The organism is Paracoccus litorisediminis (genome assembly GCF_009711205.1).
Taxonomy (GTDB): domain Bacteria; phylum Pseudomonadota; class Alphaproteobacteria; order Rhodobacterales; family Rhodobacteraceae; genus Paracoccus; species Paracoccus litorisediminis.
The window spans coordinates 46,773-71,271 of record NZ_WMIG01000005.1 but is presented as its reverse complement, the minus strand read 5'-3'; the positions used below and the strand labels follow the sequence as shown (position 1 = coordinate 71,271).

The following is a 24,499-nucleotide window of genomic DNA, read 5'->3' as shown; positions in this document are numbered from 1 at the left end:
GCCTGATAGGAACTGCCTTGCGCCGGATCAATGCGAAACTTCCCTTGAACCCTGCACAAAGCCAAGCCAGAACCGGAATATGGAACTGTTCGAAGACCCCCAGCCCGGCAGCAATGCGCCCGAATTCACCGTCTCGGAAATCTCGGGGGCGGTCAAACGCGTGCTTGAAGGCGAATTCGGCCGCGTCCGCGTGCGCGGAGAGATCGGCCGCGTCTCGCGCCCAAGCTCGGGCCATATCTATTTCGACCTCAAGGACGACCGCTCGGTCATCGCCGCCGTGACGTGGAAGGGGCAGGCCGCGCGTCTGTCCACCCGCCCCGAGGAAGGCATCGAGGTCATCGCCACCGGTCGCCTGACCACCTTTCCCGGCCAGTCGAAATACCAGCTGATCGTCGATGAGATCGAACCGGCGGGCGCCGGCGCGCTGATGATGATGCTGGAGAAACGCCGCAAGCAACTGGCGTCCGAGGGGCTTTTCGACGAGAGCCGCAAGCGCCCGCTGCCCTATCTGCCGCGGGTGATCGGGGTCGTGACCTCGCCTTCCGGTGCGGTCATCCGCGACATCCTGCACCGCCTGCGCGACCGCTTCCCGACCCGCGTGCTGATCTGGCCGGTGGCCGTTCAGGGCGAGGGGTGCGCCCCGCAGGTCACCGCCGCCATTCAGGGCTTCAACGCGCTGGCCAAGGACGGCCCGATTCCGCGTCCCGACCTGATCATCGTCGCGCGCGGCGGTGGCAGCCTTGAGGACCTTTGGGGCTTCAACGAGGAATCGGTGGTCCGCGCCGCCGCCGCCAGCGACATCCCGCTGATCTCGGCGGTCGGACATGAAACCGACACCACGCTTATCGACTTCGCCTCGGATCGCCGCGCGCCGACGCCCACGGCTGCGGCGGAAATGGCCGTGCCGGTGCGCTCCGATCTGGCCGCCCGGCTGGCCGAGGCCGCCGCCCGCATGATCCGGGCCGTCCAGCAGCGCGACTTGCGCCAGCGTCAGCGGCTGACCGATCTGGCCCGCGCGCTTGGCCGCCCGCAGGCGCTGACCGACCCGGCGCGCCAGCGTTTTGACCTGATCGCGGATCGGCTTGCCCCGGCGCTTCGCACCTTTGTCCGCAGCCGTCGCGAGCGGCTGAACGCGCAACCCTTGTCGCTTTCGGTCCTGCGGGCAAGTCTAAGCCACCGCCGTGACCGCCTGTCGGATCAGGGCCAGCGCCTGCAAGCGGGAACCGGACGAAACAGCATCCGCCGCCACGAGCGTCTGACCGACATTGCCGCCCGTCTTGAACGCGCAAAGGCAAGGTCGCTCAATGACGGTGCCCGCCAGATTGCCCGTCAAAAGCAGGAACTGGCTGGTCTGAGCCGCCGCCTGCAAGCGGTCTCGACCCGCCTGGTGCCGCCGCATCGCGACCGATTGGACCGGTTGGACCGTCTGCGCCAGACGCTGGGTTATACTGAAACCCTGCGCCGCGGCTATGCGGTGGTGCATGGCCCGAACGGGCTTCTGACCTCGGCCGTGCAGGCCGCCGAAACTCCGCGCTTCGAGATCGAATTCTCGGATGGCCGGGTTCCGGTTCGGCCCGAGGGGGCGTCGGGAAAACCGACCCGCACGACGAAACCCGCGACGGACCAGAAGTCCCTTTTCTGAAGCTTCTTGCTTGCTGAAAATATCCCGGGGGTGAGGCGCTTGGGAAAAGGTCCGGGGGACCTTTTCCGTGACGAACGGGGCAGAGCGCCGATCTACCGCGCCGTCTCACGCGGCCGCAACGCCAGCCACAGCAGCGCAGCCCCGGCAATGACCAGGAACGGCAGCATCGCCAGATTGACCGCCGACCAGCCGTCGCGGGCCTCGCCGCCGATGCAGTTCATCAGCCCGCCCGAGGACAGCGATGCGAGGAACACCCCGCCAAACACGGCGGCGTCGTTCAACCCCTGCACCCGCTCGCGTTCTTCCGGTCGATAGGCGCGGGTCAGCATGGTGGTCGACCCGATAAAGCCGAAGTTCCAGCCAAGCCCCAGCAGCACCATCGCGATCTGGAAATGCGCGAGCGTTACCCCGGCCAGCGCGGTCGCCCCAGCTCCGGCAAGGATCGCCAATCCCAGCATGACGATGGGGGCCGCGCCAAACCGCGCGATCAGATGGCCGGTAAAGAAGGACGGCGCGAACATCGCCAGCACGTGGAACGACACCACCCCCGCCGCGTCTGATGTGTGAAACCCGCAACCCACCATGGCCAGCGGGGCCGAGGTCATCACAAGGTTCATCAGCGAATAGGACACCATCGCGCAAACGGTGGCGACGACGATCTGGGGGACGCGCAGCAGTTCCGAAAGCGGCCTGCCGCTGCTGGTCCCGGCGGTGACAGGGGCGGGACGCGGGATGTCCAGAAACGCGAAGATCACCGGACCCAGCAGGTTCAGCAGGGCGATCGCGCCATAGGTGGCAAGGAAGGGGATGGCGGTGGCCTCGGCGGTCATGCGGACCAGAAACGGCCCGGTAAAGGCCGCCACCAACCCCCCGGCCAGCACCCATGAGATGGCGCGCGGCTGGATCTCGGGCGGGGCGCAATCGGTCGCGGCAAAGCGGAAGAAGCCCTGCGCCGCCATATAAACCCCGCTCAGCAACGCGCTGAACGAGAACAGCCAGAAATTCCCCCAGACCAGTGCCAGCGCGGCCAGCGCAGCCCCCAGCGCCGCCAACCCGCAGGACAGCAGGAAGCCCGCACGCCGACCATGGCTGCGCATGAAGCCGGCCAGCGGCCTTGCTGCCAGGGCCGAACCCAGCACCATCATCGACAGGGGCAGGGTGGCGATGCAGGGATTGGGGCTGAGCATCTGCCCGGCCAGCCCGCCGACGATAAAGATCATCGACAGCTGCGCGCCCAGCACTGATTGCGCAAGGATCAGGACAGAGACATTGCGCCAGGTGCGGCGTGCGGCGCTGGCCGGGTTCATGGGATCAGCGCAGGCCGAATGCCTCGCGGGCGCGGGTCTCGATGGCTTGCCAGTTGCCTTCGGCCACGTCCGCATCGGGCGAGATCCAGCTGCCACCGACGCAGATGACATTGGGCAGCGACAGGTATTCCGGCGCGCTGGCCAGAGTAATGCCACCGGTCGGGCAGAAGCTGACCTGCGGCAGCGGCGCGCCGATGGCTTTCAGCGACTTGGTGCCGCCCGCCGCCTCGGCCGGGAAGAATTTCAGCATCGAATAGCCCAGTTCCATCGCGCGCATCACCTCGGAGGCGGTGACCGCGCCGGGCAGCAGCGGCAGGTCGATATCGGCGCAGGCACGGGCCAGCGTCTCGGTCAGGCCGGGCGAGACGGCGAAGCTGGCCCCGGCATCCTTGGCGCGTTTCGCGTCATCGGGGGTCAGCACGGTGCCCGCGCCGACATGGCCGCCGGTGACCTTGGCCATCTCGCGGATCACGTCCAGCGCGGCGGGGGTGCGCAGGGTCACCTCCAGCACCGGCAAGCCCCCCGCGACAAGTGCGGTGGCCAGACCCTCGGCCTTGGTTGCGTCCTTGACGACCAGAACGGGAATCACCGGGGCAAGCTGGCAAAGCGCGCGGCTTTTCTGGGACTGGATCTCGGGGGTCATGGGCGTTCCTCGGGGTTGGCGTGAATTCCGCGGCAGACTGCGCTTTTCATGGCCGAGGATCAAGACATGGACGTTAGCGATAGCGGCGCTGGGGAAGGGGGCCTTCTGCCCCCTCTTGCGACTGCGCCGCAATTCACCCCCGAGGATATTTCCGCAAGAAAGAAGGATCAGCCGCCGAACAGCCGTCCGCCGCCGCCAGAGGTCGGGCGGGCGGTGCGGGCCGCGCCGAAGCCGCCGCGCTGGCTGACCTGCGAAGCGGTCATTGGCGGCTTGCCCAGCGTGGTTGGCGCACGCTGGAATGTCTGGGTTGTGACCTTGCCCCGGCCGGTATTGCTGGCAAAGCTTTGGTCGCCCTTGGGCGTGCTGTATTGGCCATTCGCGGTCTTGACCATCGGTTGCGAATAGGCACCTGCACCGCGCGACATCATCGAGCCCATCATGTAGCCCATCAGCAGCGGCATGAACGAGAAACCGCCGCCCGATTGCTGGGCCGCCGCCGGGTCGTCGCCACAATTGCCCGCGCCGTGCTCCTGTTCGCAAAGCTCCTTTGATGCATAGCGCGGGGCGGTTTCGACCAGTTCCTTCTGCGCGGCGGCGAAGTTCTTACGGCAGTCATCCTCGGTGAACCACAGGCCGTTTTCCTTGCTGGCGGCGATGCAGCTGTCCAGATCGGGGAAGGCCTGAGCGTCGACGCGGTCATCCTCGCAGGCGGCAAGGGCAAGGGTCGCGGTGCCCAGAAGAACCAGCGCGACATGGCGCGAACGTTTGCGATGGGTCATGGGTCAGCCCTCGATGAAATGCGGCTTGAAGCGCGACAGGTTGTGGGTGATGCGGGCGCGGTCCTCGCGCAGGCCGATGCCGCAGCATTGCTCGCCGACGATCCATGCGCCGATCACCGGGTGGAAGCCGTCGAATTCCGGCAGGGTTGCGAGTGCCTGCACGATCATCGGGTGATGTGAATAGCTGTCATCGGTCACCTGCGCGGTGACATGGCCGGATTCGTGGATGGTGACGCCCGCACCTTCGCGCGAGAAGATCGGCTTCGTCACATGCCCGGCTGCCAGTTGCGGCGCTGCGGCGGTGAAGGCGGCGGAAACCTGCGGGGCGGGGCTGCCGCCATTCAGGGCCTCCTGCACATCGTCAAGGAAGAAGGCCGGAAGCAGGTTGGGATGGCCGGGGAACATCTGCCACAGCAGCGGCAGCAGTCCCTTGTTCGACAGGATCGCCTTCCATGGTGGCTCGACGAAGCGCGTGCCCGAGGGTTGCAGGTGCGCCGCGAAGTCGTCGCGCAGCATGTCCTCCCACGGGTAAAGCTTGAACAGAGATCCGATGACGCGCGACTGGTCGTCAGCGAACTGTCCCTGCTCGGTCAGGCCGATCTGCGCCAGATCGGTGAAATGTGCACCCAGACCCGCCTCTCGTGCGGCCCATGCCAGCGTCTCGACAGTGGCGTAATCCTCGGGGTTCTGGGCGTCGGCAGCGAAATGCACGTCCTCGCCCTTGGCGAAAATCTGGGCAAAGCGGTCAACCAGCGCCTCATGGATGCCGTTGAACTGATCGGCATCATGGCCCAGCACGCCCAGTTCCTGCTGCTGTTCGAACCACAGCCACTGGAACGACGCCGATTCGTAAAGCGAGGTCGGCGTGTCGGCATTGTATTCCAGAAGCTTGGCCGGACCATTGCCCGCATAGGCCAGATCGAAACGGCCATAAAGCTCGGGCTCACGCCGCGTCCAGCTGTCGGCGATGAAGTCGCGATGCTCGGGCGGGATGGCCAGACGGTCCATCCATTCCTCGCTTTGCAGGGCGACATCCACGGCCTCGCGGCACATGGCGTGCAGCTCGGTCGCGGGGGCCTCCAGCTCGGCCTCGATTTCGCGGAGGCTGAATTGATAGGCAGATGTCTCATCCCAATAGGGTTCGCCCCCCATGTCGGCAAAGGTAAAACCGAGGCGTTCGGCCTCAATGCGCCAGCCGGGGCGCTCGGGCAGGGTCAGTTTGCGCATGTTTTCTCCTTGAACCTCGGACATGGAGGAGGGCCGGACCATGTGCAACCCCATGGTGCAGCGACGGGTCGCCGCGTCGGGACTTCAGCGCGGGGGCTTGCCGGATCAATTGCTTCGCGCCAAGCTGCTTCCATTCAAGTCCCGCAACGACGGGGCGACAACAGGGAAGACATCATGAAACAATTCTCGCTTCGCGCGATCCTGCTGGCGACTGCCGTGTCGCTGGCCCCTGCGGCCTTTGCCGAAACCCCGGCCGATACGCTGGTGGTCGCGGCTCAGATCGACGACATCATCAGCCTTGACCCGGCGCAAAGCTTTGAGTTCTCGGGCAACGACGTCGATAACAACCTGTATGACCGGCTGGTCGATTTCGACCCGATGGACCTGAATGCCGGGTTCAAGCCCAGCCTTGCACAAAGCTGGGAAGTGACGGATGGCGGCAAGACCATCACCCTGACCATGCGCGACGGCGTCAAGTTCCAGTCCGGCAATCCGGTTCGGGCCGAGGATGCCGCATGGTCGCTGCAGCGCGCGGTCAAGCTGAACAAGTCGCCGGCCTTCATTCTGGCCCAGTTCGGCTTTACCCCCGAAAACGTCGACCAGCAGGTGACATTCGACGGCAACAAGCTGATCCTGAAGCTGGACCAGCCCTATGCGCAGTCTTTCGTGTTGAACTGCCTTGCCTCGAATGTGGCCTCGGTCGTCGACAAGGAAACCGTGCTGGGCCATGTCGAGGGCGAGGATTTCGGCAATACGTGGCTGTCGACGAATGCGGCGGGTTCCGGCCCCTATGCGCTGCAGACCTGGCGCCCGAACGAGGCCGTGCAGCTGACCGCCTTTGACGGCTATTGGCAGGGCGCGCCGGTGATGAAGCGCGTGATCGTCAAGCATGTGCAGGAAAGCAGCGCCCAGCGTCTGCTGCTGGAACAGGGCGATGTCGACGTGGCGCGCAACCTGACGCCGACCGACGTGGACGGTATCGCCACGAACGACAAGGTGGTGGTCGGGACCGAGCCGCGCGGCCGCATCCTGTATATGGGCCTCAGCCAGAAAGACCCGCTGCTGTCGCAGGCACCCGTGGTCGAGGCGATGAAGTATCTGGTCGATTATGCCGGGATCGAGGGCAGCTTCCTGAAGGGCCAGTTCAAGACCCATCAGAACTTCCTGCCCGAGGGCTATCTGGGTGCCTCGGATGAGAACCCTTGGACCTATGACATCGAGAAGGCGAAAAAGATCCTGACCGATGCCGGGATCACCTCGGGCACGGTCAAGACCGCCGTCCGCGACATCCAGGAATATGTGAACGTCGCGCAGACCTTGCAGGCGTCGATGGCGCAGGTCGGGCTGACGCTGGAAATCCAGCAGATGACCGGGGCGCAGGTGCTGGACGCTTACCGCGCGCGTTCGGTTCCGATCTTCATCGGGGAATGGGGCCCGGATTACGCTGATCCGAACACCAACGCGTCGACCTTCGCCTATAACCCCGACAACTCGGATGAGGCGAAGCTGTCCTTCCTTGCATGGCGCAACTCTTGGGCCGTGCCGGACGACATGAACAAGGCCACCATCGCCGCCACCATCGAGGGCGATACCGACAAGCGCGTGCAGATGTATCTGGATATCCAGAAGGAATATCGCGAGATCGCGCCGATCATCCCGCTGTTCCAGCGCATCGAACAGGCGGGCATCCAGAAGAACGTCAAGAACTGGAATGCGGGCGGGGCGGTCAGTTCGGTCTTCTACCGTCAGGTCACGAAAGAGTAACCGTGGCCGATACGGGTATGGTGAAGACGCCGGGGCAGGGTGGCCTGCCCCCGGTGAATGGCGGTGCGCCCGGTTTCGGACGCATCCGTCTGCGCCGCAGGGCCAAAAACGTGGGCGGTGTCGCGCTGTCGCTGGTTTTGACCCTGCTGGGCCTGCTGCTGGTCACTTTCATCATCGGGCGGGTCATGCCGATCGACCCGGTGTTGAAAGTGGTGGGAGAGCGCGCGACGCAGGCGCAATATGATGCGGCCTATCAGGCCATGGGCCTCGACAAGCCGCTGTGGCAGCAGTTTCTGCGCTACATGGCCGAAGTGTTAAGGGGCGATTTCGGCCGCTCGATCTCGACCGGGCATCCGGTCATCGACGATCTGAAGCGGGTCTTTCCGGCGACCTTCGAACTGGCGGCCTTGGGTACGTTGATCGGCGTCTTTGTCGGCGTGCCTTTGGGCGTCATCGCCGCCGCGCGGCGCGGGGGCTGGATTGACCAAATCGCCCGTGTCGTGGCGCTGGTCGGCTATTCGATGCCGATCTTTTGGCTGGGGCTGATGGGTTTGCTGCTGTTTTACGGCATCCTTGGCTGGGTCGGAGGGCCGGGGCGGCAGGGCATCATCTATGACGGCATGGTTCCGACCGTGACCGGCATGATCCTGATCGACAGCCTGCTGGCGAGCGATTGGGGCGCGTTCCGCGACGCCTTCAGCCATATCATCCTGCCCGCGAGCCTGCTGGGCTATTTCAGCCTTGCCTATATCAGCCGGATGACCCGCAGCTTCATGCTGGAACAGCTTTCGGCCGAATATGTGACCACCGCACGGGTCAAGGGCCTGAGCGAGCGGCGGGTGATCTGGGGCCATGCCTTCCGCAATATCCTCGTGCCGCTGATCACGGTGATTGCGCTGAGCTTTGGCGGTCTTTTGGAGGGCTCGGTGCTGACCGAGATCGTGTTCAGTTGGCCCGGCATCGGTCAATACATCACCAAGGCGCTGCTGGCCGGGGACATGAACGCCGTCCTTGGCGGGACGGTGCTGGTCGGGACCTGCTTCGTGCTGCTGAATTTGATCTCCGACATCCTTTACCGCGTGCTGGACCCGAGGGCGAAATGACCGAGTTGACCACACGCGCATGGCTTCTGTCCGACGCCCCCCAGACCCGCAGGCAGGCGAAACTGGGGGCGCTTTATCAGGGCTGGCTGACCTTCCGCGCCAACAAGCTTGCAATGTTCGGGCTGGTGATCCTGATCCTGCTGGTGCTGATGGCGATTTTCGCACCATGGCTGTCGCCGCAAAGCCCCTTTGCCCAGAACCTGGCCGACCGGCTGAAGCCGCCAAGTGCCGCGCATTGGCTGGGCACGGATGCGCTGGGGCGGGATATCCTGTCGCGGCTGATCCATGGCTCGCGCATCACGCTGTTCATCGTGGGCACCGTAGCGCTGATTGCGCCGGTGATCGGGCTGTTCATTGGCACGGTTGCGGGCTTTGCCGGTGGCTGGGTCGATCAGGTACTGATGCGCATCACCGACATCTTTCTGGCCTTTCCCAAGCTGATCCTCGCGCTGGCCTTTGTCGCGGCGCTGGGGCCGGGGATCGGCAATGCGGTGCTGGCGCTGGCGATCACTTCATGGCCACCCTATGCGAGGCTGGCGCGGGCGGAAACGCTGACGATCCGCCATGCCGATTACATCGCCGCCGCAAGGCTGCAAGGCGCGGGGCCGCTGCGCCTGCTGATCGGCCATGTCTGGCCGCTTTGCATCAGTTCGCTGATCGTGCGGGTGGCCTTGGATATGGCGGGGATCATCCTTTCCGCCGCGGGGCTAGGTTTCCTTGGCCTTGGCGCGCAGCCGCCAATGCCGGAATGGGGGGCGATGATCTCGGACGGGCGGACCTATATCCTTGATTTCTGGTGGGTCGCCGCCGTGCCGGGCATGGCAATCTTTATCGTCAGCCTTGCCTTCAACCTGCTGGGGGACGGCCTGCGCGACGTGCTGGACCCGAAAGGGGCAAAGGAATGAGCGATCCGCTACTGTCGATCCGCGACCTGCGGGTCAGCTTCCCCACCCGCTCGGGTCTGTTTCAGGCCGTGCGTGGCGTCAGCTTCGACCTTGGCCGCGAAAGGCTGGGGGTGGTGGGCGAATCCGGCTCGGGGAAATCCATGACCGGGCGCGCCATCCTTGGCCTTGTCCGTCCACCGGGCAAGGTCACGGCAGAACGGATGGATCTGGGCGGCCAGTCCATCCTGAACCTGCCCGAGAGCAAGATGCGCGCCCTGCGCGGCGCGCGTATCAGCATGGTCATGCAGGATCCCAAGTTCAGCCTGAACCCGGTGATGACGGTCGGTCAGCAGATCATGGAAAGCTACCGCCTGCATTCCGGCCAAGGCGGCCGCGCCGCGCGTGACAAGGCGCTGGACATGCTGCGCGCCGTGCAGATCCGCGACCCCGAGCGGGTCTTCGACGCCTATCCGCATGAGGTTTCGGGCGGCATGGGCCAGCGCATCATGATCGCGATGATGCTGGCCCCCGACCCGGAAATCCTGATCGCGGACGAACCCACTTCGGCACTGGATGTTTCGGTCCGGAACGAGGTCCTGCGGATCATGGACAAGCTGGTGACGGAACGCGGCATGGGGCTGATCTTCATCAGCCACGATCTGAACCTTGTCGCGCAATTCTGCGACCGGGTGCTGATCATGTATGCGGGCCAGGTGGTCGAGGAACTGGCGGCGAAGGACCTGCACAATGCCCGCCACCCTTATACTCAAGGGTTGCTGAACAGCCTGCCGCGCCTTGACCATCAGGTCGACCGCCTTGCCGTCCTGCAACGTCAAGACAGTTGGCGTGACCAGACCCCACCCCTGCGAAGCGGTGCGTGACATGGCGTTTCTTCGTTTCTCAAATACCCAATCGCAAGGCCAGCCACATGCTCAAGGTTGAAAATCTGGATGTCTGGTTCGGCGATCTGCCCGAACGCGTTCACGCGGTCCGGCAGGCCAGCTTCTCGGTCGCAGCGGGCGAAAGCTTTGGTCTGGTGGGCGAAAGCGGCTCGGGTAAATCCACCATCCTGCGTGCCATTACCGGGCTTGCGGGGGGATGGTCGGGCCGGATCGAGGTCGCGGGAGAGGCCGTTTCGGGGCGTCACCGCTCTCGGGCTTTCCACAAGACGGTGCAGATGGTGTTTCAGGACCCCTATGCCAGCCTGCATCCGCGCCATTCGGTTGACCGGGTGCTGTCGGAAACCCTGCATCTGCAGGGCATGGACCAGATCGACGCGCGGATCACCCGGCTGCTGGATTCGGTGGGCCTTGGGCGCGGTTTCCGTTTTCGCTATCCGCACCAGCTTTCCGGCGGCCAGCGCCAGCGCGTCGCCATTGCCCGCGCGTTGGCGGCAGAGCCTCGGTTGCTGTTGCTGGACGAACCCACCTCGGCGCTGGATGTCAGCGTGCAGGCCGAGATCCTGAACCTGCTCTCGGACCTGCGCAAGGATCGCGGCCTGACCTTTGTCATGGTCAGCCACGACCTCGCCGTGGTCGCGCATATGTGCGACCGGCTGGCGGTGATGCGGGGCGGTGAGGTGGTCGAACAGATGGCGGCGCCGGTCCTGCGCTCGGGGCAGGCACACAGCGCCTATGCCCGCGATCTGCTGGCGGCCAGCAGCAGCTATCGCCGGGAATCGGCCTAGATCGCGACCCCGAACAGCCTGCCGACCAGCGCGGTCAGTCCCAGGGCGATGATGCCGCCCAGCACCACGCGGATCACGGCCCGGCCAAGCGGTGCGCCACCGGCCCATGCGCCAAAGGCCCCCAGCACGGCCAGCGCCGCGACCACCGTCATCAGGACGCAAGCGACGACAAGGTTTGCGGGCGCGAAGATCGCGGCCAGCATGGGCAGCCCGGCCCCGATGCTGAAGGTCAGGGCCGAGGCGGCCGCCGCGAGGATCGGATTTGCGGCCGAGGCCTCGCTCAGCCCCAGTTCATCGCGCATATGCGCGCCAAGCGCGTCATGCTCGGTCACTTCGCGCGCGGCTTGCAGGGCGGTGGCCGGAGTCATCCCGCGCGATTCATAGATCTCGGCCAGCTCGCGCAGCTCTTCCTCAGGGGTGTGGTGTAAGGCGGCACGTTCTCGGGCAATGTCGGCGCGCTCCGTATCGGATTGCGAACTGACCGAGACATATTCCCCCAGCGCCATCGACAATGCGCCGCCGACCAGTCCCGCGCCGCCGGCCAGCAGAATGGCTTCCTGTCCGGGATTTGCTGCGGCAACGCCCACGATCAGCGCGCCTACGGACAGGATGCCGTCATTTGCGCCCAGCACCGCCGCCCGCAGCCAGCCCATCCGGCTGACGTAATGGGGATCATCGGGATGGGCGCTGGGAATGTCGCTGATCGTTCGGCTCATGGGTTTGCCTGTCGCGAAAGGTCTGGTCGCGGCACTCTAGCTTGCCGCTTTCCGCCTTGACCAGACCGCTTCAGGCCGCGCTTGCCCGCCTCTGGGCAAGGTTGCGCCATGTAAAGGCCAGCACGAACAGCCCGGTCAGCACCAGAACCACGGTCGGCGCGGGCGCGCTGTCCAGCCAGAAGCTGCCCCAGACCCCGACCGTCGTGGCGAAGGCTGCGACGATAACTGCCGTCACCAGCATCGCGGCCAGCCTGCGCGTCACCAGAAAGGCAACCGCCCCCGGCGCGATCAGCATGGCCACGGCCAGGATGATGCCGACCGAGCTGAGCATCGCCACCACCGTCGCCGAGATCATCGCCAGCAAGCCGTAATGCAGCCAGCCCACCGCCAGCCCGGCCACCCGTGCCTGCACCGGGTCAAAGGCCGCCAGAGCGAAATCCTTCCATTTCAGTACCAGCACCAGCCCCACCACACCCGAGATCATCGCCGCAAGGCGCATATCCTCGGGGCCGATGCCCAGCATGTTGCCAAACAGGATATGGTCCAGATGCAGGTCCGAAGGGATCGCGGTGTAAAGCACCACGCCCAGCCCGAACATGCCCGACATGACCACGCCCAACACAGTGTCGCGCTTGACCCGACTGTTATCCTGCAACCATCCCGCCATCAGCGCCGAGCCCAGTCCAGCGACAAAGGCCCCAAGGATCAGCGGCAGTTGCAGGATATAGGCCAGCACCACGCCCGGCAGGATCGCATGGCTGACCGCATCGCCCATCAGCGACCAGCCGCGCAGCACCAGAAAACACGACAGCAGCCCCGCCGGGACCGAGATCATCAATCCGATCAGTGCGGCATCGCGCATGAAGGGAAAGGTGAAGGGCAGCAACCAGTCCATCATGCTTGCCCCCCTTGCACCCGGCGTCCGCGCCGGCGTGCGGCCAGCAGCCCGTGCTTTGGCGCGAACAGGAAGGCCAGCAGGAAGATCGCGGTCTGCAGGCAGACGATCACGCCCCCCGTCGCCCCGTCGAGGAAGAAGGAAATATAGGCCCCCAGCGCCGAGGTCAGGCTGCCGATCGCCACCGACAGCAGGATCAGCCGCGGAAACCGGTCGGTCAGCAGATAGGCCGTCGCCCCCGGCGTCACCACCAGCGCCACGACCAGAAAGGCGCCCACCGTCTGCATGGCCGCAACCGTGCAGCCCGCGAGCAGGGTGAAGAACACGATGCGCAGCAGTTCAGGGCGCAAGCCGATGGTGCGGGCATGGTTTTCATCAAAGAAAACAACCATCAAATCGCGCCATTTCAAGCTGAGTATCAATAGCGAAATCCCTCCGATCAGCGCCAGTTGCAGCGTGTCGGCAGGGCTGATCGCAAGAATATTGCCCATGGTGATCGTCTGGACGGACACCGCCATCGGGTTCAACGACACCATGAACAGCCCCAGCCCGAAAAAGCCGGTAAAGATCAGGCCGATGATGGCGTCCTCTTTCAGTCCGCTGCGCTGGTTCAGGAACAGCATGGCCAGCGCCGCAAGCCCGCCTGAAAGGAACGCCCCCAGTGCAAAGGGCAGTCCCAGCATATAGGCCCCGGCGACGCCCGGCACGATGGCGTGGCTGAGCGCGTCGCCGATCAGCGACCAGCCCTTCAGCATCAGATAGGCCGACAGAAAGGCGCAGACCGCGCCGACCAGCGCCGAGACCCAGATCGCATCGGTCATGTAGCTGTATTGAAAGGGGATCAGCAGGGTCTCGATCATTTGCCGCTGGCCTCGGTGCTGCGTTGCTGGCCGTCATAAAAGACCAGCGGGCGTTCCTCATCGGACAGCAGGGTGACGCCGCGGGGATCGTCATCCTCATGCAATTGCTGGGCCCTGATGGTGAAATGGCGCAGCACCCCGCCAAAGGCCAGCCGCAGATTTTCCTGCGTGAAGACCTGTGCGGTCGGACCCGAGGCCAGCACCGTCCCCTTGACCAGCACCACCCGGTCGCAGAACTCGGGCACCGAACCCAGATCATGGGTCGAGACCAGCATCACATGGCCTTCGTCGCGCATCTGGCGCATCAGGCCGATGATCGCTTCCTCGGTTTTCACGTCGACGCCGGTGAAGGGTTCATCCAGCAGCACGACCCTGCTGCCCTGCGCAAGGGCGCGGGCAAGGAAAACGCGTTTCTTCTGGCCGCCGGAAAGTTCGCCGATCTGGCGGTGGCGGAATTCCTGCATGCCGACGCGGTCCAGCGCCTGATCCACGGCCTGTCGGTCGGCGGCGCGGGGGCGGCGCAGAAAGCCCATATGGCCGTAGCGGCCCATCATCACCACATCCTCGACAAGGACGGGGAAACTCCAGTCGACTTCCTCGGATTGCGGGACATAGGCGATGAGGTTGCGGCGCAGGGCTTCGGGGACGGTCATGCCGAGCACGCGGACATCGCCGGATGACGCTGGAACAAAGCCCATCAGCGCTTTGAAAAGTGTCGATTTTCCGGCCCCATTCACGCCGACAAGCGCGGTGATCGAGCCGGTCGGGACGGTAAAGCTGGCATCGGTCAACGCGGTGAAGCCGTTGCGATAGGTGACGGTCAGGCCATGGGCCTCGATCCCGGTATCAAGCATCGCTCAGCCCCTTGAGAATGGTTTCCGACGTGACGCGCAGCAGGTCCAGATAGGTCGGGACGGGGCCATCGGGTTCGGACAGGCTGTCGACGAACAGCACTCCGCCATATTGCGCCCCGGTTTCCGCCGCGATCTGCCTGGCCGGACGGTCCGACACGGTGCTTTCCGAAAACACCACCGGAATCCGATGTTCTCGGATGGCATCGACCACCCGGCGCACCTGCTGGGGCGTGCCTTGGGCATCGGCGTTGATCGGCCACAGATACATTTCCTGCAGGTGGAAATCCCGCGCCAGATAGGAAAACGCGCCTTCCGAGGTCACCAGCCAGCGCCGGGCCTCGGGCAGGGCGCGGGCCTGATCGCGCAGCGGCGAGACGGTTTGGGTGATCTGCTGGCGATAGGCATCGGCATTGGCGCGGTATTCGGCCTCTCCGGCCGGGTCCAGCCGGGTCAGCGCGGCGGCGATGTTGTCGACATAGATCATCGCCGAATCAAGTGCCATCCAGGCATGGGGGTTGGGCTTGCCCCGATAGCTGCCGCCCGAAATCGGCATCGGCTCAATCCCCTCGCTAAGCGTGGCCGAGGGAAGATCGCCCAGATTGCGCAGGAACTGTTCGAACCACAGCTCTAGATTCATGCCATTGCGCAGGATCAGGTCTGCATCGCGCGCGCCGACCAGATCGCTGGGGGTCGGTTCGTAATTGTGGATCTCGGCGCCCGGCTTGGTGATCGACACGATCTCGGCCCTGTCCCCGGCGACGTTGCGCGCCATGTCGGCCAGAATCGTGAAAGTGGTCGCGACCTTGGGGCGGCGGGTTTGGGCCAGTGCCGGTGCGGCCAGCCCTGACATCGTCACACTGGCCAATGCGGTGCCCAGAAAAGTCCTGCGGAACATTCTACCCCCATTTTTGTTCTTTATCTGCGAACGATTCTCAACTGTCAAGCCAGTTGTAATTCATTCTCAACTGGGTGAGAAAGGCGCATGGACGCAGAAACCCGAGCCCTTGGCTTTGAACATGCGCTGCGGCGCGCCGGTATTCGCATCACCCGCCAGCGGGCGGCGTTGTTGCGGGTGCTGGCCTCGGCCGAGGATCACCCCGACGCGACCCAGCTTTTCCAACGCGCGACCGAGGCCGGGGCGGGCGTGTCGCTGGCCACTGTCTATCGCACGCTGTCCGCGCTTGAAGCGCAGGGCGTGGTGCTGAAGGTCGAATTCGCCGGTGAACCCGCGCGGTTCGAGCCTGCGGATGGCAAGCATCACGACCATATGATCGATGTCGAGACCGGCGAGGTCACCGAATTCGTCAGCGATCGAATCGAGCGTTTGCAGGCCGAGATCGCCGCCGAACTGGGCTATGAAATCGTCCGCCACCGGCTGGAACTTTACGTGCGCCGCAAGACATGAGCCTGCGTGTTTTCGACAAGATCATTTCCGACCGCGGCTCGCGCTATGCCGTCTCGGGTGGGCCTGCGCGTAACCACGCCGAGGCCGAGGCGCTGCTGACCGAATTGAAGCGCAACAAAAGATTCGCCAAGGCCACGCACAACACCTGGGCCGCGATTCTGTCGGGCGAGGGCGTCAAGGATGACGACGGCGAAAGCGGCGCGGGCCAGATCATCCTGCAAATGCTGGAACGGGCCGAATTGACCGATCATGTCGTGGTGGTGACAAGGTGGTATGGCGGCAAGCATCTGGGCGGTGACCGTTTCCGTCACGTGGTCGATGCCGTCCGCCATTATCTGGCTCAGAGCTAGCCTTCGAAGGCGTGGGCCTGCAGCAGTTCCAGCGGCACGATGTCCAATGTGCGCGCATGGGTGGATTCCAGCACCACCTGCGGCGCGGCGAATTCCTGCGCCGCCTGCAGGAAGCGCGCGGCGCACAGGCACCAGCGATCGCCCGGCTTCAGCCCCGGAAAACGGAACTCGGGCCGCGCGGTGCTAAGATCGTTGCCCAGATATTTCGACACCGCCAGAAACTCGGCGGTGACAATTACGCAGACGGTGTGGCGGCCCGTATCCTCGGGACCGGTATTGCAGCAGCCGTCGCGATAGAACCCCGTCAGCGGATCGGCCGAGCAGGGGTCAAGCTTGCCGCCAAGGACGTTGATCTGACTGTCCATCGTCGCCTCCTTCGGGGTCAGCGGAAACGCTCGCTCAGCGCGCGCAACCGGTCGGTGAGGGTCTGAGGTTCAACGACTGCCGGGGCTTCGGGTTTCACTGCCACCGGTTTGGTAGTGGCTGGCTGTGTCACGGCGGCGGGCTGTGGTCGCGTGCCGCTGTTCCGGGGCGGGGCGACCCGCGCCGCCACGGCGTTCATGAAGCGTGCATCATCGCCCGCGGCCAGCGCCGCCGCCCCATCCGAAATCCCGCGCAATAGGTCGTCCAGTCCGGCTTCCTCGGCCTTGGCAAAGTCCGATAGCACATATCCCGCCACGCGGTCCTTGTGGCCCGGATGGCCGATACCGATGCGCAGCCTGCGATAATTGTCACCAATATGCTGATGGATCGAGCGCAACCCGTTATGCCCGGCATGGCCGCCACCCAGCTTCAGCCGCGCTTTGCCGGGGGGCAGGTCCAATTCGTCATGCAGGACGACCACATCCTCGGGGCCAAGCTTCAGATAGCGCATCGCCTCGCTGACCGATTGGCCGGACAGGTTCATGAAGGTCGTGGGCTTGAGCAGCGTCACCCGCATGTCGCCCAGCCGCCCCTCGGCGGTCTCGCCTTGAAAACGCGCCCGCCAAGGCCCAAATCCGTGGTCCGAAGCGATGCGGTCCAGCGCCATGAAGCCGACATTGTGGCGGTTCGCGTCATATTTCGGGCCCGGATTGCCCAGGCCGACGATCAGTTTCATCAGTTTCTCCGTCGATTGCGGGCAGAATACCGGGATGGGCAGGCGGGGGCAATTTCTAACGCTCTCTTGTCCTCGGTCGCGGGCGTTACTAAGACTCTCTCAATGTTTCGCGGTTAAGACAGGCCGGATGGGGGAAACCCAAGGGCGAATCGCGGAAACGGCAGGCTAGGCAGGGACAAAAGCAAGGAACGACATGCAAGATCCGGCAGAATTCTACATGAACACGCTCGTCCCCATGGTTGTCGAACAGACCAGCCGGGGCGAACGGGCCTATGACATCTTCTCGCGTCTGCTGAAGGAACGGATCATTTTCATGTCCGGGCCGGTGCATGACGGCATGGCCACGTTGATTTCGGCGCAGCTGCTGTTCCTTGAGGCGGAAAATCCGAACAAGGACATCAGCATGTATATCAACAGCCCCGGCGGTGTCGTCACCGCGGGCCTGTCGATCTATGACACGATGCAATACATCAAGCCGCGCGTCTCGACGCTGGTGGTGGGGCAGGCGGCCTCGATGGGCTCGCTGCTGCTATGCGCGGGTCAGCCGGGCCAGCGTTTCTCGCTGCCGAACAGTCGCGTGATGGTCCACCAGCCCTCGGGCGGGTTCCAGGGTCAGGCGACCGACATCCTGATCCACGCGCGCGAGACCGAAAAGCTCAAGCGCCGGCTGAACGAGATCTATGTCCAGCATACCGGCCGCACGCTGGAAGAGGTCGAACAGGCGCTGGAGCGTGACCGCTTCATGTCGCCAGAAGAGGCCAAGGAATGGGGTCTCATCGACGAGATCCTGACCGCGCGCGGCAAGGCCGATCCGACGGCCTGATCGCGGTCCCCGCATGACGGGACCGCACTTTTTGGGGATTGTGACGCGCCATAGCGGCTCGTAACATATCGCTGACGCAACACGCGGCCCGAGGCCCGTGAGACAAACAGGCGGACGTCCGGCGATAGGGCTGGTCGTCCGGGCATAACGAGGATCGAACTGATGGCCAATCCGACCGGCGGCGACAGCAAAAACACGCTCTACTGCAGCTTCTGCGGCAAGAGCCAGCATGAGGTGCGCAAGCTGATCGCCGGGCCGACCGTCTTCATCTGCGATGAATGCGTCGAACTTTGCATGGACATCATCCGGGAAGAGACCAAGACCTCGGCCCTGAAATCCGGCGATGGCGTGCCCAGCCCGCGCGAGATCTGCAATGTCCTCGACGATTACGTGATCGGGCAGGAACATGCCAAGCGCGTGCTCTCGGTCGCGGTGCACAACCACTACAAGCGTCTGAACCACAGCTCGAAGACTGATATCGAACTGGCGAAGTCGAACATCCTGCTGATCGGTCCGACCGGTTGCGGCAAGACGCTGCTCGCGCAGACGCTGGCGCGCATCCTTGATGTGCCCTTCACCATGGCCGACGCGACCACGCTGACCGAAGCCGGCTATGTCGGCGAGGATGTCGAGAACATCATTCTGAAGCTGCTTCAGGCGTCGGAATACAACGTCGAGCGCGCGCAGCGCGGCATCGTCTATATCGACGAGGTCGACAAGATCACCCGCAAGTCCGACAACCCCTCGATCACACGCGACGTTTCGGGCGAGGGCGTGCAGCAGGCCCTGCTGAAGATCATGGAAGGCACTGTCGCCAGCGTTCCGCCGCAAGGTGGCCGCAAGCATCCGCAGCAGGAATTCCTGCAAGTTGACACGACCAACATCCTGTTCATCTGTGGCGGCGCCTTTGCCGGTCTTGACCGGATCATCGCGCAGCGCAACAAGGGTACGGCGATGGGCTTTGGTGCCGCGGTCAAGGAAAATGACGACAAGGGCGTGGGCGAGCTGTTCAAGCAGCTCGAACCCGAAGATCTGCTGAAATTCGGCCTGATCCCGGAATTCGTCGGTCGTCTGCCGGTCATCGCCACGCTGGGCGATCTGGACGAGGACGCGCTGATCACCATCCTGACCCAGCCCAAGAACGCGCTGGTCAAGCAGTATCAGCGCCTGTTCGACCTTGAGGACGTGAAGCTGACCTTCACCGAGGACGCGCTGACCGCCATCGCCAAACGCGCCATCAAGCGCAAGACTGGCGCACGTGGCCTGCGCTCGATCATGGAGGACATCCTGCTTGACACGATGTTCGACCTGCCGGGGCTGGACAGCGTCGAAGAGGTCGTCGTCAATGACGAGGCTGTGGATAATCCCAATGCCAAGCCGTTGCTGATCCACACCGATACGAAGAAGGAAACCGCGACCGCTGGCTGACGCCCGCTGCTGCGCATGAACGAAAGGCCGGGGTCGCGATCGACCTCGGCCTTTTTTCATTTTCGCGGGTGGCAGGAATGCACATAAACTTGTCGCGGTCCTGTCGTGTCCGGCAAGGGATTTGTCCGCAATCACTGGACCTCGGGCGCGGTTTGCGCCATATCTCGGCCAACTCCGAATGACGAGGTTCGCTTCCATGTCCTTTTTGCTGCGCGTTCTGACCTGGTGGAACAGCCAGACCATCAACACCCAAGTCTGGACCAAACTTTATGGCGAGAAGGTGGGTGAGGACGATCAAGGCAACGTCTATTACCAGTCGGGCGGCGGCAAGCGGCGCTGGGTCATCTATAATGGCGAGGCCGAAGCAAGCCGCGTTTCTCCGGAATGGCATGGCTGGCTGCACCACACCTTCAAGCAGCCGCCGACCACCGAGCCGTTGGCCCACAAGGCCTGGGAAAAGCCGCACCAGCCGAACCAGACCGGCTCGGCCGAGGCGTATCACCCCGCCGGATCGCTGTATCGCGCCGAGCCCGCTGCGCGTCGCGATTACGACGCTTGGCAGCCTGAGTAAGCGATGCAGAGCAACGCCGAACGGGCCGAGCTTTGGGTCGGGGCGGCGATCCTGCTGATCGCCGGCGGCTTCCTGTTCTGGTCCACCGCAGGCAACGCGCATCGCGGGATCGGCGGCGAAAACTATGAATTGCGCGCGGCATTTCCGAATGTCGACGGGATCGAGGTCGGCACCGATGTCCGCGTCGCGGGCGTCAAGGTCGGACGCGTCAGCGCGGTCGAGTTGAACCCCGCGACCTATCTGGCCGAGGCCCGGTTGCGCATTCCCGGCGACATCAAGCTTCCGACCGATAGTGCTGCGCTGATTCAGACCGATGGCCTCCTGGGCGGTTCGTATATCGAACTGCAGCCCGGCGGTGCGGCGGATAATCTGGCTCCGGGGGATGAGATCGAGGACGTGCAGGGCGCAGTCAGCCTGCTGTCGCTGATGATGAAATTCGTCGATGCCCAGTCATCGGAGGACGGCAAATGATCGGACGGCTGCTTGCCCCTGCGCTGTGTCTTGCGATGCTGACCGCTGTGCCGGCGCTGGCTCAGGATGAGGAAGAGCCGCAGGACGCCCCGGTCATCGACTTTGAAATGGACCCGGCCTTCAGTGACGACCCGAATGACGTGGTTGTGGCCGAGCCCTCTGCGGCGGAACGTCAGGCGGCGGTTGCCGCCGCCCGCGGCCCCGAGACGTCGCGCGCCAAGGGTGCCAATCTGCGCGGGCTGGACAAGGTGACGGGCCAGCTTCTGGATTTCACCATGGCTGCCGGGGAAAAGGCCGAATTCGGTCGCTTGCAAGTGACGCTTGCCGAGTGCCGCTATCCTGCCAAGGACCCGGAATCTGACGCCTATGCCGAACTGACGGTCTTTGACACGCGCGCCAATCATACGGTCTTTGCGGGCTGGATGATCGCCTCGTCCCCCGCGCTTTCGGCAATGGATGACCCGCGCTATGACGTGTGGGTCATGTCCTGCAACAGGGGCTGAATGCCCGGCAGGGCATGGGCGGCGAAATCGGCGGGCCTGCGGATCGCCATGGCCAGCTTGCGCCGGTACTCCTGCCGCGAAATGACCTGACCGCCCATCGAGGCCAGATGCGACGTGCCATATTGCGTATCCCACAGCGTGAAGCCGCTGCGGCGCAGGTGATGTGACATCCAGATCAGCGCCGCCTTGGAGGCGTTGGTGCGACGCGAGAACATGCTTTCCCCGAAAAAAGCCGCCCCCAGCGAAATGCCGTAGGTGCCACCGACCAACGTATCGCCTTCGTAGATTTCCAGCGAATGCGCGTGTCCCATACGGTGCAGCTGCATGTACAGATCGACCAAGGGCGCGTTGATCCAGGTCTCGGGCCGGTCAGCGCAGCCTGCGATCACACCGAGAAAGTCGCGATTGACGCTGGCATGCCAGCCGCTGTGCCGCAGGCAACGCCGCATTGAGCGCGAGACATGGACGCCCCCTACCGGCAGGATGCCGCGCTCGGGCGGATCGAACCAGTACAGATGGGCGTCGGTCGCGGATTCGGCCATCGGAAAGACGCCCTGCGCATAAGCCAGAAGCAGTCTTTCCGCGGTCAGTTCGGTCATGTCCGCTTAGCTGTCCTGATTGGCCATCTGGGCAAGCCATTTTTCCAGCCAGTGGATCGAATAATCGCCCCTCTGGATGTCCGGGTTCTGCAGCAGGGCCCGGAACAGCGGCACGGTGGTGTCGACCCCGTCCACGATCAGTTCGCCAAGAGCGCGGTCCAGACGGGCCAGCGCCTCGTGCCGGTCGCGGCCATGCACGATCAGCTTGCCGATCAGGCTGTCGTAATAGGGCGGGATCTTGTAGCCGTCATAGATCGCCGAATCCATGCGAACGCCCAGGCCACCCGGCGCGTGATACTGGGTGATCTTGCCCGGAGAGGGCGTGAAATTCGGCAGCTTTTCAGCGTTGATCCGCACTTCAATGGAGTGGCCGCGGATCTTCAGATCCTCTTGGCGGAACTCCATTTCCTCGCCAGCGGCGACAAGGATCTGCTGGCGGACAAGATCCACGTCGAAGATCGCTTCGGTCACCGGATGCTCGACCTGCAGGCGGGTGTTCATCTCGATGAAGTAGAACTCGCCATCCTCGAACAGGAATTCGATGGTGCCGGCGCCGCGATAGCCCAGCTGCGACATCGCGTCGGCGCAGATCTTGCCAATGCGGGCGCGCTGTTCGGGGGTGATGGCGGGGCCGGGGGCCTCCTCCAGCACCTTCTGGTGGCGGCGTTGCAGCGAGCAGTCGCGCTCGCCCAGATGGACTGCGCGGCCACGGCCATCGCCAAAGACCTGGATCTCGATATGGCGCGGGCGCTGCAGGTATTTCTCGATATAGACTTCGTCATTGCCGAAGGCCGCCTTGGATTCCGAGCGCGCGGTGCGGAAAGCGGTTTCCAGCGCGGCTTCGTCCAGCGCGACCTTCATGCCACGACCGCCGCCGCCGGCGGTGGCCTTGATGATGACCGGATAGCCGATTTCAGCCGCGACGCGCAGTGCCGAGGCCACGTCGGGCACGCCGCCGTCAGAACCCGGAACCACCGGAATACCCAGCGATTTCGCGGTATCCTTGGCGGTGATCTTGTCGCCCATGATCCGGATATGCTCGGCCGAGGGGCCGATGAAGGCGATGTCATGGTCTTCGACCATCTGCACAAAGCCAGCGTTTTCCGAAAGGAAGCCATAGCCCGGATGGATCGCCTGCGCGCCAGTGATCTCGCAAGCGGCGATGATCGCGGACATGGACAGGTAGCTTTCCGATGAGGAAGGCGGGCCGATGCAGACCGATTCATCGGCCATGCGGACATGCATCGCGTCCGAATCGGCGGTCGAATGGACCGCGACCGAGGCGATGCCCATCTCGCGGCAGGCGCGGATCACGCGCAGGGCGATCTCGCCCCGGTTGGCGATCAGGATCTTGTCGAACATCAGGGCCTCACTCGACGACCATCAGGGGCGCGCCGAACTCGACCGGGCTGCCATCGTCGACAAGAATGCGCTTGACCGTGCCCGAGCGGGGCGAGGGGATGTGGTTCATGGTCTTCATGGCCTCGACGATCAGCAGGGTCTCGCCTTCCTTGACCTGCTTGCCGATGGCGACAAACGGCGCAGCACCCGGCTCGGCGGCCAGATAAGCGGTGCCGACCATGGGCGAGGTGACGATGCCGGGCAGGCTGGCCGGGTCTTCGCTTGCGGCCGGTGCGGCGGCGGGCGCGGCGGCCACGGCAGCAGGGGCAGCGGCAGCAAAGGCGGGGGCCGCGACTGCCTGGATGACCTGCTTGCCCTGTTTCGACAGGCTCACGGTCAGGCGGTCGTTTTCGCTGTATTCGCGCTTGACCGACAGTTCGGTCAGTTCGTTGCGGTTGAGCAGCTCGGCCAGCGCCTGGATGAATGCCACGTCGTCTTGGCTGGTGCGTTCGTCCTGACCTGCGGGTTTCTTGTCGTCGCTCATGCCGTCCTCTGGATATTTTCGTTTGGGATCGCACCTTCGGGCGCGATGGTTGCGCAGCTTATAGCCTGTGCCATGACCCGAGGGAAAGGGTTTCGCCTGTTCCCATCATCGGGAGCCACGTTCTTTCCACCGCCGATGGACCCAGAACCATTGATCCATATGGGCGCGGACCTGCGTCTCAAGATGGTCGTTCAGGGCTTGCATCATGGTTTCGGCGTCGGAATGGGGGATCGGATCGCCGACCTCGACGCGGAAGCTCAGCCCGTCGGGCTGGCGGATGCCTGCGATGGGCAGGATCAGCGCGTCATAGCGGATGGCCAGTTCCGCAGGCGTCAGCACGGTTTTCGTGGGCAGACCGAAATAGCGCAGAACCGCGCCATGGCCGTCGAACTGGTCATAGCCCAGCGACAACCAGCCGCCGCCCTTGAGGAAGCGCAGCATCGCCGCAAGGCCCGAGCGCCCGCGCGGGAACATCGGCTCGGCGATGGCCTGCATGGCGGGGATGTAGTGGCGGTTGAACGCCTCGTTGTTCATCGGGCGGTAAAGCGCGCCCACGGGCCAGCCGCGCCCGGTCAGGGCGGCGCGCATGGCGTCGTAATTGCCGAAATGCGCGACCGCCAGAATAACAGGGCGTCCTGCCGCCGCCGCCTGTTCCAACGCGGGCAGGCCGGGGCCGCAAAGCGGGTCGGCGGCGTGGATGCGGTCGGTGAATTCAGCTCCCGAATAGATCTCGGCCAGTGAGCGGCCCGCATTGTCGGGAACGGCGCGGGTGAGATGGCGAACCTCGGCGGGCGTCAGGTCGGGACGCGCCTTGGCCAGATTTTCACGGATGCGCTTGCGCCAACCCGCGACCGGGCCAAGGATATGGGCAAAGAACCAGCCCATCGCGGGAATCCGGCGCTTATAGGGAAGGGCGCGGGCCAATCCCATCACGGCCAGAAAGGCTCCGTTCGCGATCCGGTCGGTCAATGCGACCTGTTCTTCGTCCTTGTCACTCATTCCGT

Annotated in this window: 28 protein-coding genes; 13 read left to right on the top strand and 15 right to left on the bottom strand. The window is 64.3% G+C overall.

The annotated features are described in order from the left end of the window. Positions 1-79 precede the first annotated feature (79 nt). Positions 80-1,642 carry an exodeoxyribonuclease VII large subunit gene (gene xseA / locus GL300_RS11860; RefSeq protein WP_155039850.1) on the top strand — a complete coding sequence of 521 codons (1,563 nt, stop codon included), beginning with the start codon at positions 80-82 and terminating at the stop codon, positions 1,640-1,642. A gap of 92 nt (positions 1,643-1,734) precedes the next feature. Here the strand turns inward: xseA and GL300_RS11855 are convergent, their stop codons facing one another. The 4 genes from GL300_RS11855 to GL300_RS11840 all read right to left on the bottom strand — a co-directional run bounded on the left by GL300_RS11855 (position 1,735) and on the right by GL300_RS11840 (position 5,598). Beyond that, positions 1,735-2,949: an MFS transporter gene (locus tag GL300_RS11855; RefSeq protein ID WP_155039849.1), complete on the bottom strand. Its 1,215-nt coding sequence runs from the start codon at positions 2,947-2,949 to the stop codon at positions 1,735-1,737. A gap of 4 nt (positions 2,950-2,953) precedes the next feature. Further along, complete coding sequence (eda, locus tag GL300_RS11850; RefSeq protein WP_155039848.1) at positions 2,954-3,592, bottom strand: bifunctional 4-hydroxy-2-oxoglutarate aldolase/2-dehydro-3-deoxy-phosphogluconate aldolase; 639 nt, start codon at positions 3,590-3,592, stop codon at positions 2,954-2,956. 167 nt (positions 3,593-3,759) lie between these two features. Continuing rightward, a complete protein-coding gene (locus GL300_RS11845) occupies positions 3,760-4,371 on the bottom strand; it encodes a DUF1190 domain-containing protein (RefSeq protein WP_155039847.1) in 612 nt (203 codons plus the stop codon). Positions 4,372-4,374: 3 nt separating this feature from the next. Beyond that, positions 4,375-5,598 (bottom strand): glutathionylspermidine synthase family protein, encoded by a 1,224-nt coding sequence (locus GL300_RS11840; protein WP_155039846.1) that lies wholly within the window; start codon positions 5,596-5,598, stop codon positions 4,375-4,377. A gap of 174 nt (positions 5,599-5,772) precedes the next feature. On the opposite strand from GL300_RS11840, the gene GL300_RS11835 reads away from it, so the two are divergent. The 5 genes from GL300_RS11835 to GL300_RS11815 all read left to right on the top strand — a co-directional run bounded on the left by GL300_RS11835 (position 5,773) and on the right by GL300_RS11815 (position 11,036). Continuing rightward, positions 5,773-7,362 carry an ABC transporter substrate-binding protein gene (locus tag GL300_RS11835; RefSeq protein WP_155039845.1) on the top strand — a complete coding sequence of 530 codons (1,590 nt, stop codon included), beginning with the start codon at positions 5,773-5,775 and terminating at the stop codon, positions 7,360-7,362. A 110-nt stretch (positions 7,363-7,472) separates the two neighbouring features. Further along, complete coding sequence (locus tag GL300_RS11830) at positions 7,473-8,465, top strand: ABC transporter permease (protein WP_343043025.1); 993 nt, start codon at positions 7,473-7,475, stop codon at positions 8,463-8,465. Continuing rightward, on the top strand, positions 8,462-9,370 hold the full coding sequence (gene nikC / locus GL300_RS11825) for a nickel transporter permease (protein ID WP_155039844.1): 909 nt from the start codon (positions 8,462-8,464) through the stop codon (positions 9,368-9,370). Before GL300_RS11830 ends, nikC begins: the two co-directional genes overlap by 4 nt. Further along, on the top strand, positions 9,367-10,230 hold the full coding sequence (locus GL300_RS11820; protein ID WP_155039843.1) for an ABC transporter ATP-binding protein: 864 nt from the start codon (positions 9,367-9,369) through the stop codon (positions 10,228-10,230). Before nikC ends, GL300_RS11820 begins: the two co-directional genes overlap by 4 nt. Positions 10,231-10,277: 47 nt before the next feature. Continuing rightward, entirely contained in the window at positions 10,278-11,036 is a 759-nt protein-coding gene (locus GL300_RS11815) for an ABC transporter ATP-binding protein (RefSeq protein ID WP_155039842.1), read from the top strand. On the opposite strand, the gene GL300_RS11810 is transcribed toward GL300_RS11815, so the two are convergent. From GL300_RS11810 to GL300_RS11790, 5 genes are all read right to left on the bottom strand, one after another. Then, positions 11,033-11,752: a VIT1/CCC1 transporter family protein gene (locus tag GL300_RS11810; protein WP_155039841.1), complete on the bottom strand. Its 720-nt coding sequence runs from the start codon at positions 11,750-11,752 to the stop codon at positions 11,033-11,035. The two genes, GL300_RS11815 and GL300_RS11810, sit on opposite strands and share 4 nt — an antisense overlap. 70 nt (positions 11,753-11,822) lie before the next feature. Beyond that, the gene (locus GL300_RS11805; protein ID WP_370576897.1) at positions 11,823-12,647 is read right to left on the bottom strand and encodes a metal ABC transporter permease; all 825 of its coding nucleotides are present in this window, start codon (positions 12,645-12,647) and stop codon (positions 11,823-11,825) included. Next, on the bottom strand, positions 12,647-13,507 hold the full coding sequence (locus GL300_RS11800; protein WP_155039839.1) for a metal ABC transporter permease: 861 nt from the start codon (positions 13,505-13,507) through the stop codon (positions 12,647-12,649). Before GL300_RS11800 ends, GL300_RS11805 begins: the two co-directional genes overlap by 1 nt. Then, positions 13,504-14,361 (bottom strand): manganese/iron ABC transporter ATP-binding protein, encoded by an 858-nt coding sequence (locus GL300_RS11795; RefSeq protein WP_155039838.1) that lies wholly within the window; start codon positions 14,359-14,361, stop codon positions 13,504-13,506. The genes GL300_RS11800 and GL300_RS11795 overlap by 4 nt, the downstream gene beginning before the upstream one ends. Continuing rightward, positions 14,354-15,256 carry a metal ABC transporter substrate-binding protein gene (locus tag GL300_RS11790; protein ID WP_155039837.1) on the bottom strand — a complete coding sequence of 301 codons (903 nt, stop codon included), beginning with the start codon at positions 15,254-15,256 and terminating at the stop codon, positions 14,354-14,356. Before GL300_RS11790 ends, GL300_RS11795 begins: the two co-directional genes overlap by 8 nt. Positions 15,257-15,343: 87 nt before the next feature. On the opposite strand from GL300_RS11790, the gene GL300_RS11785 reads away from it, so the two are divergent. Continuing rightward, positions 15,344-15,766: a Fur family transcriptional regulator gene (locus GL300_RS11785; RefSeq protein ID WP_155039836.1), complete on the top strand. Its 423-nt coding sequence runs from the start codon at positions 15,344-15,346 to the stop codon at positions 15,764-15,766. Continuing rightward, positions 15,763-16,116: a YigZ family protein gene (locus GL300_RS11780; RefSeq protein WP_155039835.1), complete on the top strand. Its 354-nt coding sequence runs from the start codon at positions 15,763-15,765 to the stop codon at positions 16,114-16,116. The genes GL300_RS11785 and GL300_RS11780 overlap by 4 nt, the downstream gene beginning before the upstream one ends. Here GL300_RS11780 and GL300_RS11775 read toward each other — a convergent pair. Both GL300_RS11775 and pth read right to left on the bottom strand, forming a co-directional pair. Next, positions 16,113-16,481, bottom strand: coding sequence for a DUF2237 family protein (locus GL300_RS11775; protein ID WP_155039834.1), 369 nt, complete (start codon positions 16,479-16,481; stop codon positions 16,113-16,115). The two genes, GL300_RS11780 and GL300_RS11775, sit on opposite strands and share 4 nt — an antisense overlap. Positions 16,482-16,498: 17 nt before the next feature. Then, on the bottom strand, positions 16,499-17,215 hold the full coding sequence (gene pth / locus GL300_RS11770; protein ID WP_155039833.1) for an aminoacyl-tRNA hydrolase: 717 nt from the start codon (positions 17,213-17,215) through the stop codon (positions 16,499-16,501). Positions 17,216-17,408: 193 nt separating this feature from the next. On the opposite strand from pth, the gene GL300_RS11765 reads away from it, so the two are divergent. The 5 genes from GL300_RS11765 to GL300_RS11745 all read left to right on the top strand — a co-directional run bounded on the left by GL300_RS11765 (position 17,409) and on the right by GL300_RS11745 (position 21,011). After that, the gene (locus GL300_RS11765) at positions 17,409-18,038 is read left to right on the top strand and encodes an ATP-dependent Clp protease proteolytic subunit (RefSeq protein WP_155039832.1); all 630 of its coding nucleotides are present in this window, start codon (positions 17,409-17,411) and stop codon (positions 18,036-18,038) included. A 162-nt stretch (positions 18,039-18,200) separates the two neighbouring features. Beyond that, complete coding sequence (clpX, locus tag GL300_RS11760) at positions 18,201-19,466, top strand: ATP-dependent Clp protease ATP-binding subunit ClpX (protein WP_155039831.1); 1,266 nt, start codon at positions 18,201-18,203, stop codon at positions 19,464-19,466. 196 nt (positions 19,467-19,662) lie between these two features. Beyond that, on the top strand, positions 19,663-20,037 hold the full coding sequence (locus tag GL300_RS11755) for an NADH:ubiquinone oxidoreductase subunit NDUFA12 (protein ID WP_155039830.1): 375 nt from the start codon (positions 19,663-19,665) through the stop codon (positions 20,035-20,037). A gap of 3 nt (positions 20,038-20,040) precedes the next feature. Then, a complete protein-coding gene (mlaD, locus tag GL300_RS11750) occupies positions 20,041-20,508 on the top strand; it encodes an outer membrane lipid asymmetry maintenance protein MlaD (protein WP_155039829.1) in 468 nt (155 codons plus the stop codon). Beyond that, on the top strand, positions 20,505-21,011 hold the full coding sequence (locus GL300_RS11745) for a DUF2155 domain-containing protein (RefSeq protein ID WP_155039828.1): 507 nt from the start codon (positions 20,505-20,507) through the stop codon (positions 21,009-21,011). The genes mlaD and GL300_RS11745 overlap by 4 nt, the downstream gene beginning before the upstream one ends. Here the strand turns inward: GL300_RS11745 and aat are convergent. The 4 genes from aat to GL300_RS11725 form a co-directional block, all read right to left on the bottom strand. Then, positions 20,975-21,610, bottom strand: a complete 636-nt coding sequence (gene aat / locus GL300_RS11740) for a leucyl/phenylalanyl-tRNA--protein transferase (RefSeq protein WP_155039827.1) — start codon at positions 21,608-21,610, stop codon at positions 20,975-20,977. The two genes, GL300_RS11745 and aat, sit on opposite strands and share 37 nt — an antisense overlap. Before the next feature lie 6 nt (positions 21,611-21,616). Then, on the bottom strand, positions 21,617-22,972 hold the full coding sequence (gene accC / locus GL300_RS11735; RefSeq protein WP_155039826.1) for an acetyl-CoA carboxylase biotin carboxylase subunit: 1,356 nt from the start codon (positions 22,970-22,972) through the stop codon (positions 21,617-21,619). A 7-nt stretch (positions 22,973-22,979) separates the two neighbouring features. Continuing rightward, entirely contained in the window at positions 22,980-23,495 is a 516-nt protein-coding gene (gene accB / locus GL300_RS11730) for an acetyl-CoA carboxylase biotin carboxyl carrier protein (protein WP_155039825.1), read from the bottom strand. Positions 23,496-23,600: 105 nt separating this feature from the next. Then, the gene (locus GL300_RS11725; protein WP_155039824.1) at positions 23,601-24,494 is read right to left on the bottom strand and encodes a lysophospholipid acyltransferase family protein; all 894 of its coding nucleotides are present in this window, start codon (positions 24,492-24,494) and stop codon (positions 23,601-23,603) included. Positions 24,495-24,499: the final 5 nt, after the last annotated feature.

Bases quoted from the DNA above. Each gene is read 5' to 3' on its own strand.
- GL300_RS11840 (WP_155039846.1), bottom strand. From the start codon at position 5,598: ATGCGCAAACTGACCCTGCCCGAGCGCCCCGGCTGGCGCATTGAGGCC.
- eda (WP_155039848.1), bottom strand. From the start codon at position 3,592: ATGACCCCCGAGATCCAGTCCCAGAAAAGCCGCGCGCTTTGCCAGCTT.
- GL300_RS11835 (WP_155039845.1), top strand. From the start codon at position 5,773: ATGAAACAATTCTCGCTTCGCGCGATCCTGCTGGCGACTGCCGTGTCG.
- GL300_RS11805 (WP_370576897.1), bottom strand. From the start codon at position 12,647: ATGGACTGGTTGCTGCCCTTCACCTTTCCCTTCATGCGCGATGCCGCA.
- GL300_RS11790 (WP_155039837.1), bottom strand. From the start codon at position 15,256: ATGTTCCGCAGGACTTTTCTGGGCACCGCATTGGCCAGTGTGACGATG.
- pth (WP_155039833.1), bottom strand. From the start codon at position 17,215: ATGAAACTGATCGTCGGCCTGGGCAATCCGGGCCCGAAATATGACGCG.
- GL300_RS11775 (WP_155039834.1), bottom strand. From the start codon at position 16,481: ATGGACAGTCAGATCAACGTCCTTGGCGGCAAGCTTGACCCCTGCTCG.
- xseA (WP_155039850.1), top strand. From the start codon at position 80: ATGGAACTGTTCGAAGACCCCCAGCCCGGCAGCAATGCGCCCGAATTC.
- accB (WP_155039825.1), bottom strand. From the start codon at position 23,495: ATGAGCGACGACAAGAAACCCGCAGGTCAGGACGAACGCACCAGCCAA.
- aat (WP_155039827.1), bottom strand. From the start codon at position 21,610: ATGACCGAACTGACCGCGGAAAGACTGCTTCTGGCTTATGCGCAGGGC.
- GL300_RS11780 (WP_155039835.1), top strand. From the start codon at position 15,763: ATGAGCCTGCGTGTTTTCGACAAGATCATTTCCGACCGCGGCTCGCGC.
- GL300_RS11855 (WP_155039849.1), bottom strand. From the start codon at position 2,949: ATGAACCCGGCCAGCGCCGCACGCCGCACCTGGCGCAATGTCTCTGTC.
- clpX (WP_155039831.1), top strand. From the start codon at position 18,201: ATGGCCAATCCGACCGGCGGCGACAGCAAAAACACGCTCTACTGCAGC.
- GL300_RS11765 (WP_155039832.1), top strand. From the start codon at position 17,409: ATGCAAGATCCGGCAGAATTCTACATGAACACGCTCGTCCCCATGGTT.
- GL300_RS11810 (WP_155039841.1), bottom strand. From the start codon at position 11,752: ATGAGCCGAACGATCAGCGACATTCCCAGCGCCCATCCCGATGATCCC.
- nikC (WP_155039844.1), top strand. From the start codon at position 8,462: ATGACCGAGTTGACCACACGCGCATGGCTTCTGTCCGACGCCCCCCAG.
- GL300_RS11745 (WP_155039828.1), top strand. From the start codon at position 20,505: ATGATCGGACGGCTGCTTGCCCCTGCGCTGTGTCTTGCGATGCTGACC.
- GL300_RS11795 (WP_155039838.1), bottom strand. From the start codon at position 14,361: ATGCTTGATACCGGGATCGAGGCCCATGGCCTGACCGTCACCTATCGC.
- mlaD (WP_155039829.1), top strand. From the start codon at position 20,041: ATGCAGAGCAACGCCGAACGGGCCGAGCTTTGGGTCGGGGCGGCGATC.
- GL300_RS11815 (WP_155039842.1), top strand. From the start codon at position 10,278: ATGCTCAAGGTTGAAAATCTGGATGTCTGGTTCGGCGATCTGCCCGAA.
- GL300_RS11785 (WP_155039836.1), top strand. From the start codon at position 15,344: ATGGACGCAGAAACCCGAGCCCTTGGCTTTGAACATGCGCTGCGGCGC.
- GL300_RS11845 (WP_155039847.1), bottom strand. From the start codon at position 4,371: ATGACCCATCGCAAACGTTCGCGCCATGTCGCGCTGGTTCTTCTGGGC.
- GL300_RS11800 (WP_155039839.1), bottom strand. From the start codon at position 13,507: ATGATCGAGACCCTGCTGATCCCCTTTCAATACAGCTACATGACCGAT.
- GL300_RS11725 (WP_155039824.1), bottom strand. From the start codon at position 24,494: ATGAGTGACAAGGACGAAGAACAGGTCGCATTGACCGACCGGATCGCG.
- accC (WP_155039826.1), bottom strand. From the start codon at position 22,972: ATGTTCGACAAGATCCTGATCGCCAACCGGGGCGAGATCGCCCTGCGC.
- GL300_RS11820 (WP_155039843.1), top strand. From the start codon at position 9,367: ATGAGCGATCCGCTACTGTCGATCCGCGACCTGCGGGTCAGCTTCCCC.
- GL300_RS11755 (WP_155039830.1), top strand. From the start codon at position 19,663: ATGTCCTTTTTGCTGCGCGTTCTGACCTGGTGGAACAGCCAGACCATC.